Here is a 15,687-nt window from a genome sequence, read left to right as displayed (position 1 = left end):
CAAGGCGGGTCCACGGCGTAGCGCCGGTGCTTGAAGTGTCTACTGCTGTCTTAGTCATCGGGCCGCAGAATCCATCGCTAGGCTCGGCGTCGGCTCTTGAGCTGTCGCCTCAGTTTAAGCGTCGGCGGCACACCCTTGAGCCACAAAAGCAGAGCTTCCCAGTGTATGCCCGCTACCACTTTAGCGGTCATAAATGGATATGCAAGCAGCAGTTTCAAGAGCGTAGCGTCGGTGAGCGGGCGGTGTTCGCCCTCGAAATAGGCTGTCAGCAGACCGCCCTCGCCGGTGGAAAGGGTGATGCCGAGAAACACCTCTTCGGCCGGCGGGCGGATGGAAAAACGGTAGTTGCCTTCGAGCGTGTTGAATGGCGAAACGAAGAACGCCTTTTTGGCCTCATGGTGGATGTCAGCACCCTCGGCGGTCACCGCGGCCTGGTAAAAATGATGCTCGCCGAATGTGTTGCTGACCTCGTAGGCGAGGAACACGGTTTCACCAGCCGCGTCCTCGCAGAAGTAAGCCGTAATCGGGTTGAAAGCGAAGCCCAGCAGTCGCGGATAGGCCAGCATGCGGATGCGTGCGATCTCAGGGGCGCCAGCTGCGGCGGCCTTGCGCCGGATGAAGGCGGCAATGCTACTGCCATCGCGGGGCCCGAAATCGCCCGTCACCAGGGATACAAGGTTGAATCTATTCAAGGAGAATAGCCGCAATTTCTGATCCAGTGATTCAAGCTGGTCGAGATCGACCAGCATGGAGAATACCCGGTAGCGCAGGGAATGGCGCTTGGGTCGCGCCCGCTTGTGCACGACGTCGCCGACATAGATGGCGCCGAACTCGCTCATTCGGCAGCCCGGAGTTGCTGATCGCCCTCGGTCCAGTTATGCGCGATGCGTTCGCGCGGCTGGCTGACCTGCCAAGGACGCTGCAGCGATCCGATCCGCTCGGCGACTTCGAGCCCGGCCTGCAGACCATCCTCATGGAAACCATAGCCCATCCAGGCGCCGGCAAACCAGGTGTGCTGCGTGCCTTGCACCTGCCAGAGGTCGCGTTGCGCGGCGATGGCGCGGGCATCGAACAGCGGATGCTCGTAGTCGATCTCGAACTGCACGCTGCCGGGGGCAAAGTCGCGATGCGGGTTGAGCGTGACGAAAACGTTTGACTTGGTCTCCAGCGGCTGCAGCTTGTTCATCCAGTAGGTAAGGCTTAGTGCGTTCTCGTCCGTGGCACCGCGCAGGTAGTTCCACGACGACCACAGGTGCTTGCGGCGCGGCATGAAGCTGGCGTCGCTGTGCAGCACCGCGTGATTGGTGGTGAAGCGGAAGGCGCCAAGGATGTTGCGTTCGGCGTCGCTCGGATCGGCCAGCAGAGCCAGAGCCTCGTCGGCGTGACAGGCAAACACGACCTCGTCGAAATGGCGGCGCGAGCCATCGGTGAAGAATATCTCGGCACCCTGGGCATGTCGGACAACCGTGCCGATATCGGCATTGGTCACCGTCTCGAACCGGCGCTCGGCGGCAATGCGCGAGACATATTGCTGGCTGCCGCCGACCACCGTGCGCCAGACCGGACGGTTACCGACCTGCAGCAGCGAATGGTTGGCGAAGAATTCGATGAAGGTCCTAGCCGGGAAGTCCAGCATGCCGCGCGACGGGGTTGACCAGATGGCGGCGGAAATCGGCAGGATATGGTCTTCGATGAAGATGCGGGAATAGCCGAAACGGTCGAGGAAATCGGCGATGGAGAGCTCGTCGCTGCAGGTGGCGACCTGACGCTCGGCCTCGCGGAAAAAGCGCAGGATGTCGCCGACCAGCTGCCAATGCTCTGGGCGGATGATGTTGCGGCGCTGGCCGAAGAGGCCGTTGAGATGGCGGCCGGAATATTCGCGACGACCCTCGGCGATAGAGACGGCAAAACTCATGGACGACGGCGCCGTGGCGACGTTGAGGTGGTCGAAGAAGGCCGTCAGGTTCGGGTAATTCTGCTCGTTGTAGACGATGAAACCGGTATCGACCGGAACTTCGCCTTCCGGCACCCGTGCCATGATCGTATTGGAGTGACCGCCGAGCCGCGCATTCTTTTCGAACACGGTAACGTTCTGGCTCCGGGAGAGCAGCCAGGCCGCTGAAAGCCCTGATATGCCCGATCCGACAACGGCAATATTGGAGGCACTCATACTCGGATCGTTCTCCGTCCTGCAGTGGACTTGTTACGCACGCAGCAACGAAATGGATCGACGAAAGTTTCGCTAACTCTTGGGCTTAGCCAGATCGGTCAGGCGAAACTGCACCTGCTCGCGGCCCTGATAGTGATCGATGCCCAGACTTCCGGCAAAGTGGAATGCCGCATCGCTGTCGCGCAGCAGCGCATTGCCGATATCGGTGCCAGCAGCACGGAAGGCGATGGCCTTTAGCCGAGCGCCGTCTTCGGAGGTCAGGGCGAAACTGACGTGGCCGCCCTTGCCCACCACCTGGGCGAATTTTGCACGGTGAGCAGGGAACGCAAAGAGCGGCCCAGGATTGCCGGCGCCAAAGGGCCCTGCACGCTCCAGATCCTTGACGAGATCGACCGTCGCGCCCCGCGCGGTCAGCGCAGCATCGACTGGCAGGGCCGTGGCGGCGCGGGCTGCGGTGACGTCGACCGACAGCGCCTGCACCAGAAACGAACGGAACGGGCCAAGTTGCCCCGGCTTGATGGTGACGCCCGCCGCCATAGCATGGCCGCCGCCTTTGGCGATGAGTCCGGTTTCCACCGCCTCGATCACGGCACGACCGAGATCAACACCCGGAACCGAGCGGCCCGAACCCGTACCGGTGCCGTCGGGCTGCAACGCGATAGCAAAGGCTGGCCGGTCGAAACGCTCGCGCAGCCGCGCGGCGATGAGGCCGGCCACGCCCGGATGCCAATTGGCCGAGGCGAGTACCAGGACCGGCGGGCCCTCGCCGGAGCCGATCTCCATTTCGGCGACGGCCGCGGCCTCTTCGACCGCTTCGACTTCGATGCGCTGGCGCTCGATATTGAGTTCGTCGAGCCGTGCAGCAATGGCCAGAGCGTGGTGCTCGTCGTCGACCGTCAGCAATTCGGTGCCCATGGCGGCGTTGCCGATGCGGCCGCCGGCATTGATGCGGGGGCCGATAATGAAGCCCATGTGATAGGGGTTGAGCGGACCGCTGATGCGGCCGGCCAGCGCCAGAGCCGCGATGCCCTTGTTGTCGCCGCGACGCGCAACTTCGAGGCCACGCAGGACGAAGGCGCGGTTGAGGCCGGTGAGCGGGACCACGTCGCAGATGGTGGCGAGCGCCACCAGGTCGAGCAGTTTGAGCAGGTCCGGCAGGCCGGTATCGCCGCGATTGCGTAGGACGCGATTGACCGCGACGAGCACCATGAAGGTGACACCCGCAGCGCAGAGGTAGCCGAGGCCGGAAATGTCGTCCGGCCGGTTGGGATTGACCAGCGCATTGGCGTCGGGGAGCTCGTGATCGCTGAGGTGGTGGTCGATGACCAGCACATCGGCGCCCCTGGCCCGCGCATGAGCGATGGGGCCATCGCTGGTGGTGCCGCAATCGAGGGTGATGACGAGGCTGGCGCCGCTGTCGATCAGCTTGTCCATGGCCGCGATATTGGGGCCGTAGCCCTCGAAGATGCGGTCGGGAATGTGGACCTGCGGTTCGATGCCGAAGTGGCGCAGATAGCGGGCCATGAGGGCGCAGGAGCAGGCGCCATCGACGTCGTAGTCGCCGAACAGGGCAATGGCTTCGTTGTCGGTGACGGCCTTGGCGAGACGATCGGCCAGGGCGTCCATGGCTGTCAGCGTCGACGGATCAGGCATCAGGCCACGGATGGTGGGCTCGAGATATTGCGCGGCGTCATCGAGCGCGACACCACGGGCCGCAATGATGCGGGCGAGGATTTCGGAGATGCCCGTGCGCTGGGAGATGGCCGTGGCTATGCGTGTGGTGCTGGCGTCAAGCCGATCGGTCCAGGCGCGGCCGGATATGGAGCGGGTGACGTCGAGGAAGGGGCGCGGGGCATCCAGCATGGGGCAGAGGTAGGCGATTTGGGTTGTGGTGGGAAGGGAGGAACCACGCGGCACCTGCCTTTCCTCTCCCGTATACGGGAGAGGGGGACCGCTGGGAGGCGGTGGAGAGGGGAGCGGCTTGCGCCATGGCGGCCGAACAAGGCCAAGATTGGTGCATTTGGCACCCCCCTCCACCACGCTATGCGTGGTCCCCCTCCCCCGCAGGCGGGGGAGGATAAGAAGAGGCCCCGCTATCGCGCGTGCTGCGCCTTGATCCAGCGCACCGTCTGGCTCCAGCTGCGCATGACGATCGTGCTGGTCTGCACCGAATTCCTGCGCAGGCGGATACCCTCCAGCAGCGTGCCGTCGGTGACGCCGGTGGCGGCGACCAGCACGTCGCCGGAGGCCAGTTCGGTGACGTCGTAGATGCGGTTGGGGTCTTCGATGCCCATTTCCCGTGCGCGGTCGCGCTTGGGCGGGGTATCGAGGATCAGCTTGCCCTGCATCTGGCCGCCGATGCAGCGCAGGGCGGCGGCGGCCAGCACGCCTTCGGGGGCGCCTCCTGAACCGAGATAGATGTCGATGCCGGTATCCTCCGTGTTCACCGCGTGGATGACGCCAGCAATGTCACCGTCGCTGATCAGCTTCACCGCGACACCGGTAGTGCGGAGTTCCTCGATGAGGGCGGCGTGACGCGGGCGGTCGAGGACGATGGCGGTTATTTCGCTCAGCGGCACGCCCTTGGCCTTGGCCAGCGCCTTGACGTTGTCGGTGGCGGACCAATCGATGTGGACCGTGCCTGGCGCATATTCGGCGCCGATGGCGATCTTGTGCATATAAACGTTGCGGGCGACGTTGAGCAGGCCGCCGCGCTCGGCCATGGCCAGGACGACGATGGAATCGGGCTGGTTCTTGGCGCAGAGGGTCACGCCTTCGAGCGGATCGACGGCGATATCGACCTCGGGCCCCTCGCCTGCGCCGACGGCCTGGCCGATGAACAGGTCATCGCACTCGTTCGCTTCGCCCTCGCCGATGACGATGCGGCCGGAGATGGCGATGCGGTCGAGCTCGGCGCGCATGGCTTTGACGGCGGCCTCGTCGGCCGCCTGCTCATTGCCCTTGCCGCGCCATTCGGCGGCAGCGATGGCGGCGCGCTCGGTGACGCGCACCAGTTCGAGCGTCAGGCTACGGTGAAGGTTGGCGGGGCTCTTATCGCCCTCGACCTTGCTCAGCTTCATCTATTTCCCTCCCGGAGCTCCTTGCCCCGCGAGGGATTAGAGCGTTTCGATCCGGATCAACTGCGGTTCACCCACGATAAACCCGTCGGCAGCGATCTGCGCAAGCGATTCACGCACGGCTGATTCCAAAGTCTGTTGAGTGATCATCACCACGGTGCGCGTGGCCGACCCATCCGGCGCGATGGCTTTAGCGCTCAAATCCGACCGCTGGATGACGCTATCGATGGAAATGCCGCGTTCGCCCATGCGGGTGGTGATGGAGGCCAATGCCCCCGGCACGTCCTTGGCGTTGAGGCGGATGTAGTAACCGCCCTCGTGGGCACGCATCGGCGCCTCGCGATAGGGCAGCAATTCGTCGCTGGGCACGCCGAGCGGTGGCACGCGAGTGCCACGGGCGATGTCGAGGATATCGGACAGCACCGACGATGCAGTCGGTGGGCCGCCGGCCCCGGGGCCGGCCAGCAACAGCTCGTGCACGTGGTCGGTTTCGAGAGCGACGGCGTTCATCACGCCATCGACACCGGCAATGGCCGAGCCCTTGGGCACGAAGGTGGGGTGGACGCGCTGCTCGATGCCGTCATCGGTGCGCTGAGCGATGCCCAGCAGCTTGATCTTGTAGCCGAGGTCGGCGGCGACCTTGATGTCGTGCTGGGTGATGCGCGAAATGCCTTCGACGCGGATCTTGTCGGGCGCGATCTCGTAGCCGAAGCAGAGCGTGGCCAGGATCGACAGCTTGTGCGCGGTGTCGAAGCCTTCGACGTCGAAGGTGGGGTCGGCCTCGGCGTAGCCGAGGGCCTGCGCGTCCTTCAGGCAATCGGCGAAGGAAATATCCTCGTTGCCCATGCGGGTGAGGATATAGTTGCAGGTGCCGTTCATGATGCCGAAGACCTTGGCGATGCGGGCGGAGCCCAGGCCTTCGCGCAGAGTCTTGATAACGGGAATGCCGCCGGCAACGGCAGCCTCGAAGCCGAGCTGAGCACCCGATTCCTCGGCCATCTTGGCAAGATTGACGCCATGCTTGGCCAGGAGGGCCTTGTTTGCGGTGACAACGGGGCGGCCGATTTCGAGAGCCGCTTTCACCGCGGCAAAAGCCGGACCGTCTTCGCCACCGATGAGCTCGACGAAGAGGTCGATGCCGTCAGACTTGGCCAGAGCGACCGGATCGTCGAACCACTCGAGCCCGGAAATATCAATGCCGCGGTCGCGGGATCGCGAGCGCGCGGCAACGGCCGTCACGACGATCTGCCGGCCGAGTTTTTTCGTAAGCTCGGCGCCGTCCTTCTGCAGGATGCGCACCAGCGTGGCGCCAACATTGCCGAGCCCGGCCACGCCGATGCGCAGCGGCGCCTGGGCCTCGCCATCGCCGAAATCCTGCATCGCCTTAAGGATGCGGGTGCGGGTATCGGAGCGCGGCTCGCGGCCTTCGCGCAGGTCGAAAACGAACAGCGGATCGCCCGCGACGGTGCGGCCGAAGCGGGTCGGTGTCCACCCCCGGGCGGAGATGAAAGTTTCGACGGCTTGGCGGAAGGACTGGATATCACTCATGGGGGCGACATCTGCATAGGATTGTGCCTAGCCGTCAATAGGAGTTTGGTTCATCCACCATAGCCGAGACAAATCGCCCCTATCGCGACGACGATACCCGCGACGATGCGGGGCGCTGTGAGCTTCTCGCCGAGGAACAGCCAGCCGATGAGGATGGCGAAAACCACGCTGGTTTCGCGCAGGGCAGTGATGGGTCCGGCCGGTCCCATCGAGAAGGCGACGACCACCAGGCCATAGGCAAACAGCGCGACAATGCCGCCGCCGAGCGCCTTGTGGGTTTCCGTGGCGCGGAAGTTCACCACCAGCTTGCGGCGTGCCACCAGGAAAGCCAGCGGCAGCAGCGTGCCGTAGCCGATGAACACCCAGGCCGCGTAGGCGCCGGCATGCTCGGCCACGTGGACGCCGATCGAATCGACCGTGCCGTAGCTGGCCACGATCACGCCGGTGGTGAAGGCGAAGGCAAGCGAGGTCCACGACGCCCTGCCCCGTCCCAGCGCCAGACTCATGATGCCGACGGCGACCATGGTGACGCCAATGGCCTGCAATGGCGTCGGTGTGAGACCGGTGAGGAGGAAGGTGCCTAGGGTGACCAGCAGTGGCGCCGTGCCACGGACGATGGGGTAGACCTGCCCCAACTGCCCCTGCCGATAGGCGGCAACGAGGAAGAAGGTGTAGCCCACCTGTAGTGCCGACGAGAGGACGATGTAGGGCCAGGCGGCTGACGCGGGCAGCGGAAAGACAAAGGCGAAGGGGATGGCGATGATGGTGCCGGAAAAGCTCATCACCGTGACGGTCCAGAGCCTGTCGGCACCGCTGCGCAGGAAGGCGTTCCAGGTCGCATGCATGATGGCGGCAAACAGTGCCAGGCCGATAACCAGAGGGCTCATGACGACGCCAATCCGGCCAGCGCGGCAGGCCGGTTCAAGACAGATTTATGACAGCGCCCCATGCCCGCATTGAACACGACGTACCGAGTCCGTCAACGGTCGTTCCGGGTGAGGCCCGCCGCCATGGCGGACCTCACAAGATGATTCGCTTCTCAGGCTTAAGCCGCTAATCGATCAAGGCTTTTTGACATTGTGTGCTGCATCCGACAGCACCTTGAGGTAGGTCGGGAAGCCCCAGCGGAGCGACAGGACGGTGGGTGGCGAGACGGCGGCGACGTTCTCGGTGCCGACGAGAGCAGCAAGACCGCCGTTGACGATGGGCGGATAGGTCTGTGCCTGCGGTGTGGACAGCCATTCGTCGAGGGCGGACTGCTCTTCGTAGTAGGTGACGAAGATATCGCCGTGGAGCTGATCGAACAGTTCATAGCTTAGCGGGTAGTAGAACTGGCCATCGGCGGGGGCGAGCGCAGCCACGCTGGGGTCAAGTGTGAGGCCGAGATCGGTGAGGAACTTCATGCGGGCGTCGAGCGGCGCATAGACAGCCATCGAGCCATCGTAATCATTGGCGCTGGCGAAGGTGATGTCCGACAGCTCTGGATGGGCGGCAATCTCGGACGTCAGCCAAGCCGTGGTTTCAGTCACCAGCACCTCGGCTTCGTCGGCCTTGCCGAGGGCCTTACCCACAGTACGGGTCACGTCCTGCCAGGGCGTGGACCAGGCCTCGCCGGAATAGGCAATGGTCGGCGCGATGGCCGACATCAGCTTGTACTGCTCTTCGGTGATGCCGGAATAGGCGGCGATGATAAGGTCCGGCGCCAGCGCGGCGATCTGTTCAAACGGTGGCTGGTCGGTGTTCTCGAGCACGGTGGGCGTGGCGCCCGCTGCTGCCAGGGCATCCTCGACCCAAGGCTGGATGCCGTTGTCGCCGCCGCCATAGGCCTTGAACGGGATGCCCACCGGGATCACGCCAAGCGCGATGACGGCGTCTTCATTGCCCCAGCCCCAGGTGACAATGCGGGTGGGCTCGGCCTCGATGGTGGTGGTGCCCCAGGCGTGGTCGAGGGTGACCGGGAAGTCCTGGGCAAAGGCTGCGGTGGCAGCGAAGGCGAATGGGATGGCGAGGAGTAGACGCATGACGCACCTGTGGGATGGAGGTGGTTCTCCATACAAAAGGTGAGTTGTTATGTCATGTATTATTTGAGTGGGGCCGAGGACGTTAGGCATCCCCCTCATCCGGCGCGACGCGCCACCTTCTCCCGAAAAGGGGAGAAGGTATCGACTGCGGGCGTCGAGTAGTCGCCTTCTCCCTTTGCGGGAGAAGGTGCCCGAAGGGCGGATGAGGGGGATTGCGCAGGCGTTCGTCAGCCAACTAGTGGCACAACATTCCCTGCCCCAGGCTTGGAGCCAAGCAGCTTCTTCACATTCCTTGCGGCCTGGCGGATGCGCTGTTCGTTTTCGACGAAGGCAAGGCGGATATACTGGTCGCCATATTCGCCGAAGCCGACGCCCGGTGCGACGCCGACGCCGGTTTCCTGGATCAGGAGCTTGGCGAATTCGAGCGAACCGAGATGGGCGAACTGGGCCGGGATCGGGGCCCAGGCGAACATGGTTGCCTTCGGCACCGGAATATCCCAGCCGGAGCGCGCAAAGCTTTCGACCATGACGTCGCGGCGCGACTTGTAGATCTTGCGGACCTCGTCGATCACGTCGTCAGAGCCGTTCAGCGCTGAAGCCGCCGCGACCTGGATCGGGGTGAACGCGCCGTAGTCCAGATAGGACTTCACACGCGCCAGGGCCGCGATCAGGCGTTCGTTGCCGACGGCGAAGCCGACGCGCCAGCCAGGCATGGAATAGGTCTTGGACATCGAGGTGAATTCCACCGTGATGTCGATGGCGCCGGGCACCTGCAGCACCGACGGCGGCGGTTCGTTCTCGTCGAAGTAGATCTCGGAATAGGCGAGATCGCTGAGGATGAAGATGTCGTTGGCCTTACAATACTTGACCACCTCGGTGTAAAAATCGAGCGTGGCGGTATAGGCGGTCGGATTGGCCGGGTAGTTCAGCACCAGCGCGATCGGCTTGGGGATCGAGTGGCGCACGGCGCGATCGAGCGAGCGCAGAAAATCCTCATTCGGATCAGCGGGCATGGAGCGGACCACCCCGCCCGACATGATGAAACCGAAGGAATGGATCGGATAGGTCGGGTTGGGCACCAGCACCACGTCGCCGGGGGCGGTGATGGCCGACGCCATGTTGGCGAAACCTTCCTTGGAGCCCAGGGTCGCGACGACCTGGGTGTCGGGATTGAGCTTCACCCCGAAGCGGCGACCGTAATAGCTGGCCTGGGCCTTGCGCAGGCCAGGAATGCCGCGCGAGGTCGAATAGCGATGGGTGCGCGGGTTGTTGACCGTTTCCTGCAGCTTTTCGACGATGTGCTGGGGCGTCGGCATGTCCGGATTGCCCATGCCGAGGTCGATAACGTCGACACCCTCGGCGCGCGCCTTGGCCTTGAGCGGATCGATATGGGCAAAAACGTAAGGCGGAAGACGGCGGATTTTGTGGAAGTCTGCGCTCATGATTTCCTCGACGGTTCCCTCGGGAACCTGGACTGGCCGCGACGCGCCTGTAAGCGCTGCACCTCTATTTGAGGCCGGGATTATCGCGGAATTATGGTTGTGAACGGGTTAAACGGCCCCGGCATGGGGCGCTTTTCGTGATGTTCGGCTCTTCCCGGCCTCATCGAGGCCACTCGGGAAGAGCTAGCGGGCGTTTGCGCCTGCCGCCACGCAGGCGGCAGCGGCGGCCACTGCACCAATGGCGAGCGAGGCTCCAACCTTAGCAACAGTGTACAGAGACTGCATGTCCCTTGCCCTTCAGACCCGATTTTTGTAAGGAAATCAGCTATCGATAAGGCCGTACATAAATCCTCGTCAGGGTATTGTAAATGGTCCGAAGCGCGCCAACCTTCGGCTCCAGCGCGGCGTATGGTGAGGTTTAGACTTTGAAGCGCATTGCCCTCGTCACGATCGGCACGCAAGGCGACGTTCAACCCTATCTGGCATTGGCCATCGCGCTCAAGGAGCGGGGCTACTCTGTCGTCCTTGGCGCCTCCGAGGAATTCCAGGGCATGGTCGAGGGCTATGGCATCGAGTTCCACACGCTGGGACCATCGATCCAGTCCTTCCTGACCCAGCAGCGATTCGAAAATGCGATGAGCCAGTCCATGCTCATCAACGGGCCGTCCTTGCTCAAACAGGGCCAGCAGATCGTCGATACGGCAGCGCGCCACGCCTGGCATATGTGCCAGGGCGCCGACATGCTGATCCTGAACATGAATACCAGTTTTGGCATCGACATCGCCGAAGCGCTGCATATCCCCGCCATCATGGTGGCGCTGCAGCCGCTGAATTCGACCAGCGAATTCCCGCTCTGCATCTACTACGGCGCCGATTTTGGTCCGGCTTTCAACAAGCTGACCTATACGGCGATGACCGTGCAACAGATCTACTACAACCTGCCGCGCAACAAGCTGCGCCGCGAGTTGATGGGCCTGGATGCGCGCAAGAAGGGCGGCTTCTTCCGCAATACGGACGGGACGTCACTGACGACGCTCTACGCCTACTCACCGGTGGTCTCGCCGCGCCCGCGCGATTGGCCCAAGAGCGCGCTGGTCACCGGCTATTGGCAGCTCAAGGACCGGACCGACTGGCAGCCGTCAGCCGCGTTCCAGAAATTCCTCTCCGAGGGCGAGGCTCCGGTCTATATCGGCTTCGGCTCGATGCCGTTCGGGGCGGAGCGCAATACCAAGATCCTCAAGGAAGCCGTCGCCATGTGGGGCGGACGCGCCGTGGTGGCGCGCGGCTGGGGCGGCATCAATCCGGATGATCTGCCAGACTCGGTGTTCGCCATCGAGAAGGCGCCGCACGACAAGCTGTTCAAGTATGTCTCGGCCGTGGTGCACCATGGCGGCGCCGGCACGACGTCGGCAGGCCTGCATCTGGGGCGCCCGACATTCGTCGTACCGCAGACGGTGGACCAGCCCTATTGGGGCCGCCGCGTCTACGAGCTGGGCTGTGGACCCAAGCCGGTGCGGCTGCGCAAGCTGACCTCGGAGATCTTGGCCGGGGCGCTGGCGGACCTCTCGACAAACGAAGACTATCGCCGCAACGCCACCGATATTGCCGAGCAGCTGCATGCCGAGGACGGCGCGGAAAAGGCCATCAAGGTGATCGAGCGGGTGATGGCCAACTACGTGCCGCGCTTGCCCAAGGTCAAAAAGGTGCGCAAGGCCAAGCCGGCGCTGAAGCTGGTCGGTTGAGGCCATCTCACCTCTCCCACCGGGGGAGAGGTGAAGAACGGTAGCCTACTCTTCAGAGTGGCAGACGATTTCGAGATTATTGCCGTCGGGGTCGATGACAAACGCTGCATAATAGTTCGGCGTGTAGTCCCGCTTGCCCGGACCGCCATTGTCCGTGCCGCCATTGGCGAGAGCCGCCGCGTGGAACGCATCGACCACTGCGCGGTCGTTGGTCTTGAAGGCCAGGTGGATGTTCGAGCCGCCCTTGTCGTCCGCGCCGATCCAGAAATCGGGGTATTCGCGACCGAGGCCGGCTGTGCCGGGATATTCCATCATCACGGAATAGCCGAGGGGCGCCAGAGCGGCCTTGTAGAAGGTCAGCAAGGTGTCGAACTGGTTGGTGCGCAGGCCAAGGTGATCGAGCATCAGATGTCTCCGGTTGTGCTGGTAGGTTCTTCGCAGACCATGCTGACAAGGCGTGGCATGAGCGTGACGTCAGGTTCTACGGAACAAGGCCGTCGTCAATCCGGCAATGGTGGTGGGTCCATAGAGGGCAGCCACGAAACCCAGAACCAGCGCCCCTGCCCCGGCGTCGAGCCAGGCGAGGGCCAGCAGCCCCCCACCGGCGAGGCCGAAGGCCAGGCCCGTCACTCGATGCACCCAGCGCCAGGCACGCTCGGAACTGATCGGCCAGGGCATGCGCAGACCGGCATAGGTGTGGCGTTCGGCTTCGAACAGTACGACAGCCAGCACAAGCAGCGCGGCACCCAGCACAAATCCGGTCAGCCGGATGAAGTCGAGGTCGGAGCCGATGCCCGTCAGCAACAGCCCGAGTTGACAGGCGCCGACCACGAGCATGATCAACGTCAGGGCCGGATCGAGGATATGCTGGGACTTGGCGTATTGGTTCTTGGTCAGCAGGCGACCGATGACCAGGAATTTGACCAGCAGCATCACCTGCAGCAGTGGCGCCACGAACAGCGCGTCGCGCGGCCAGAGCCAGTCGGCGGCGCTGCCCGACCAGTGGGCGGCAAAGGCGTAATCGGCCGGAACGCGGAAGAAGGCCACGCCGGTTATCGCCACGGTCACGGCAAGCAGCAGCAGGTGGAAGCGGGTGATCAATATCTGCATGGCGCCGAGGATGTGGTGAGCCTTGGGCAAAAGAAAAGGGCCGGTTGCCCGGCCCTTTCCAAAATGCGAGTTCGAAACTTAGCGCTTCGAGAACTGGAAGGACTTGCGGGCCTTGGCCTTGCCGTACTTCTTGCGTTCGACGACGCGGCTGTCGCGGGTCAGGAAGCCACCCTTCTTGAGCACAGGGCGCAGGGCCGGCTCGAAAAAGTTCAGGGCCTTGGAGATGCCGTGACGAACGGCACCGGCCTGACCGGACAGACCACCACCGGCGACAGTGACGACGACGTCGTACTGGTCGGTGCGTTCGGTCGCGACGATCGGCTGCTTGACGATCAGCTGCAGAACCGGACGGGCGAAGTAGGTGGCGAATTCACGACCATTGACCGTGACGGTGCCCTTGCCTGGCTTGATCCAGACGCGAGCAACGGCGTTCTTGCGCTTGCCGGTGGCATAGGCGCGGCCCTGGGCGTCGAGCTTCTGCACGTGCACCGGAGCGGTGTTCACAGGAGCAACAGTCGAGGTGCCGAGATCTTCGAGAGAGTTGATGGTTTCGGCCATATTACTTCACCCGCGCATTCTTGGGATTCATCGCAGCAACGTCCAGCGTGGCTGGGTTCTGCGCTTCGTGGGGATGCTCAGCGCCGGCATAGACGCGGAGGTTCTTGAGCTGGGCACGGGTCAGCGGGCCGCCAGGCATCATGCGGCGGACGGCGTTCTCGAGCACGCGCTCGGGGAAACGGCCTTCCAGCAGCTCGCGGGCCGAACGGTCCTTGATGCCGCCGGGGAAGCCGGTGTGCCAGTAGAACTTGTGCTGGTCCAGCTTGCGGCCGGTCAGCTTCACCTTGTCGGCATTGATGACAACGATGTTGTCGCCCATGTCCATGTGCGGGGTGAAGGTAGGCTTATGCTTGCCGCGCAGACGCGAAGCGATGATCGAAGCGACACGACCAACAACGAGGCCATTGGCGTCGATGAGGATCCACTTCTTTTCGATCTCGCTCGGTTTTGCCGAGTAAGTGCTCATGCTTGAATTCCCTAGAAAATTGGGGCTTTGCAGCCTTCATCCAAGGAAGAAAGCGGCGTGTTCGGTCGGTCGTGTAGGGGGGAATCTACAGGTCGTCAAGGGGGTTGATTTTAGCACGTAAAATCAATGACTTACGATTGCGGTATTATGATACCGCAATCGTTCTACCGCCTGCGCGCCGCATGTCCGCGATATAGGCCATGGTCACCCCGGCGAGCATGAAGGCCAATGCCTGGTGCCCCACTGCCAGCGAAATCGGCACGGCGTGGAGCAGCGTCATGATGCCGAGCACGACCTGCAGCACGATGAGCAACGCCAGGCGCGGCAGCCAGCCGTGGACGCCCTTGAAGCCGCCCATCTTGCTCTGTTGCCAGAGCAGCACGGCGACATAGGCGGTGATGACATAGGCGATAGTGCGGTGGATGAACTGCACCGTCAGGTTGTTTTCGAACAGATTGCGCCAGAAGGGCTGCATGATGCCCATGCCATCGGGCACGAGAGTGCCATCCATCAGCGGCCAGGTGTTGTAGCCCATGCCGGCATCGAGCCCGGCGACGAAGGCCCCTGCCCCGATCTGCAGGACGATCAGCACCAGCAGGATGGCCGCCGACGCCCTGTTCTGGCCGGTAACGGGGCCCGCCACCCGGCCGGGCTCGAGGGAACGCGGGACATAGATCAGCGCGATGAACAGCAGCGATGCTGCCGTCAGATGCGCGGCCAGGCGATATTGCGACACCGAGGTCAATTCGGTGAGGCCGGAGGAAACCATCCACCAACCGAGGGCGCCCTGGAAGCCACCGAGCACGAACAGGCCGAACAGCGGCCAGGCCAGTTGCGCAGTGAAGCGCTTCTGCACGAGGAAGACCAGGAATGGCACGAGGAACAGCACGCCGAGGATGCGCCCCAGCAGGCGGTGCAGATATTCCCAGAAGAAGATGTATTTGAAGTCGTCCAGCGTCATCCAGGTGTTGTTGACCTGGTATTGCGGGATCTGCTGGTAGGCTTGGAACTCGGCCTGCCAGTCGGCATCGCTCAGCGGCGGGATCGTGCCCGATATGGGCTTCCAGCTGGTGATGGACAGGCCAGATTCTGTAAGGCGCGTGATACCGCCGACGACCACCATAAGCAGCACGAAAGCCGCCATGCCGTAGAGCCAGATGCGGACCGGGCGCAACCGGTCGCTGGCATAGCTGGTCTGGCTGAGTGCGGCATTGTGGACGGAGGTCACGGCATATTCCCGGTGTCGGTCGACGGGCCGGAGTGGTATGCCCGACCACGATGACCCGCAATAGCCGCAATGCCGCACATGACCCAGCGTAACCGCAAGTTGATCGGCGTCTTCCTGATCCTCGGCTCGATCGTGGCCTGGCTCAGCATCTTCACGTCGGTTTACCTGGCCTTCCCGCCCGGCCTGCCGATCTGGGTGTTGATGCCCTATTTTGTGGTGGCGGGGATGGGCTGGCTCTATCCGGCAATGTGGATCATCCGGTGGATGGCCAAGCCGGACGCTTAGAGGCACACCCACTTCACCTCTCCCTTCGGGGGAGAGGTAA

At 63.4% G+C, this 15,687-nt stretch carries 15 protein-coding genes; 2 read left to right on the top strand and 13 right to left on the bottom strand.

Features of this window, described 5'->3' with window-relative positions:
- Positions 1–77 precede the first annotated feature (77 nt).
- The 8 genes from IM737_RS01000 to IM737_RS00965 form a co-directional block, all read right to left on the bottom strand.
- Positions 78–839 (bottom strand): DUF1365 domain-containing protein, encoded by a 762-nt coding sequence (locus tag IM737_RS01000; protein WP_236897647.1) that lies wholly within the window; start codon positions 837–839, stop codon positions 78–80.
- On the bottom strand, positions 836–2,170 hold the full coding sequence (locus tag IM737_RS00995) for an NAD(P)/FAD-dependent oxidoreductase (RefSeq protein WP_236897646.1): 1,335 nt from the start codon (positions 2,168–2,170) through the stop codon (positions 836–838). Before IM737_RS00995 ends, IM737_RS01000 begins: the two co-directional genes overlap by 4 nt.
- 72 nt (positions 2,171–2,242) lie before the next feature.
- The gene (gene recJ / locus IM737_RS00990; protein ID WP_236899827.1) at positions 2,243–4,033 is read right to left on the bottom strand and encodes a single-stranded-DNA-specific exonuclease RecJ; all 1,791 of its coding nucleotides are present in this window, start codon (positions 4,031–4,033) and stop codon (positions 2,243–2,245) included.
- A gap of 230 nt (positions 4,034–4,263) precedes the next feature.
- On the bottom strand, positions 4,264–5,250 hold the full coding sequence (gene glpX / locus IM737_RS00985; RefSeq protein ID WP_236897644.1) for a class II fructose-bisphosphatase: 987 nt from the start codon (positions 5,248–5,250) through the stop codon (positions 4,264–4,266).
- Between the two features lie 36 nt (positions 5,251–5,286).
- Positions 5,287–6,627 (bottom strand): homoserine dehydrogenase, encoded by a 1,341-nt coding sequence (locus tag IM737_RS00980; protein ID WP_236899826.1) that lies wholly within the window; start codon positions 6,625–6,627, stop codon positions 5,287–5,289.
- Between the two features lie 218 nt (positions 6,628–6,845).
- Positions 6,846–7,682 carry an EamA family transporter gene (locus IM737_RS00975; protein WP_236897643.1) on the bottom strand — a complete coding sequence of 279 codons (837 nt, stop codon included), beginning with the start codon at positions 7,680–7,682 and terminating at the stop codon, positions 6,846–6,848.
- A gap of 174 nt (positions 7,683–7,856) precedes the next feature.
- Complete coding sequence (locus tag IM737_RS00970) at positions 7,857–8,816, bottom strand: iron-siderophore ABC transporter substrate-binding protein (protein ID WP_236897641.1); 960 nt, start codon at positions 8,814–8,816, stop codon at positions 7,857–7,859.
- A 227-nt stretch (positions 8,817–9,043) separates the two neighbouring features.
- Positions 9,044–10,258 (bottom strand): LL-diaminopimelate aminotransferase, encoded by a 1,215-nt coding sequence (locus IM737_RS00965; protein WP_236897639.1) that lies wholly within the window; start codon positions 10,256–10,258, stop codon positions 9,044–9,046.
- Between the two features lie 425 nt (positions 10,259–10,683).
- On the opposite strand from IM737_RS00965, the gene IM737_RS00960 reads away from it, so the two are divergent.
- Entirely contained in the window at positions 10,684–12,000 is a 1,317-nt protein-coding gene (locus IM737_RS00960) for a glycosyltransferase (protein WP_236897637.1), read from the top strand.
- Positions 12,001–12,045: 45 nt separating this feature from the next.
- Here IM737_RS00960 and IM737_RS00955 read toward each other — a convergent pair whose 3' ends face one another.
- The 5 genes from IM737_RS00955 to IM737_RS00935 all read right to left on the bottom strand — a co-directional run bounded on the left by IM737_RS00955 (position 12,046) and on the right by IM737_RS00935 (position 15,362).
- On the bottom strand, positions 12,046–12,405 hold the full coding sequence (locus tag IM737_RS00955) for a VOC family protein (protein WP_236897636.1): 360 nt from the start codon (positions 12,403–12,405) through the stop codon (positions 12,046–12,048).
- A 69-nt stretch (positions 12,406–12,474) separates the two neighbouring features.
- Positions 12,475–13,140, bottom strand: a complete 666-nt coding sequence (locus IM737_RS00950) for an SdpI family protein (protein ID WP_236897635.1) — start codon at positions 13,138–13,140, stop codon at positions 12,475–12,477.
- A gap of 48 nt (positions 13,141–13,188) precedes the next feature.
- On the bottom strand, positions 13,189–13,668 hold the full coding sequence (gene rpsI, locus IM737_RS00945; protein WP_236897634.1) for a 30S ribosomal protein S9: 480 nt from the start codon (positions 13,666–13,668) through the stop codon (positions 13,189–13,191).
- Between the two features lies 1 nt (position 13,669).
- A complete protein-coding gene (rplM, locus tag IM737_RS00940) occupies positions 13,670–14,134 on the bottom strand; it encodes a 50S ribosomal protein L13 (RefSeq protein WP_236897633.1) in 465 nt (154 codons plus the stop codon).
- Between the two features lie 145 nt (positions 14,135–14,279).
- A complete protein-coding gene (locus IM737_RS00935) occupies positions 14,280–15,362 on the bottom strand; it encodes a COX15/CtaA family protein (RefSeq protein WP_236897632.1) in 1,083 nt (360 codons plus the stop codon).
- 78 nt (positions 15,363–15,440) lie between these two features.
- Between IM737_RS00935 and IM737_RS00930 the strand changes: the two genes are divergently transcribed.
- Positions 15,441–15,647, top strand: coding sequence for a DUF2842 domain-containing protein (locus IM737_RS00930; protein ID WP_236897631.1), 207 nt, complete (start codon positions 15,441–15,443; stop codon positions 15,645–15,647).
- Positions 15,648–15,687: the final 40 nt, after the last annotated feature.

Source organism: Devosia sp. SL43 (assembly GCF_021729885.1).
GTDB lineage: Bacteria > Pseudomonadota > Alphaproteobacteria > Rhizobiales > Devosiaceae > Devosia.
Note: the sequence above shows the minus strand (reverse complement) of the source record. Positions and strands in the feature narration are given on the sequence as shown.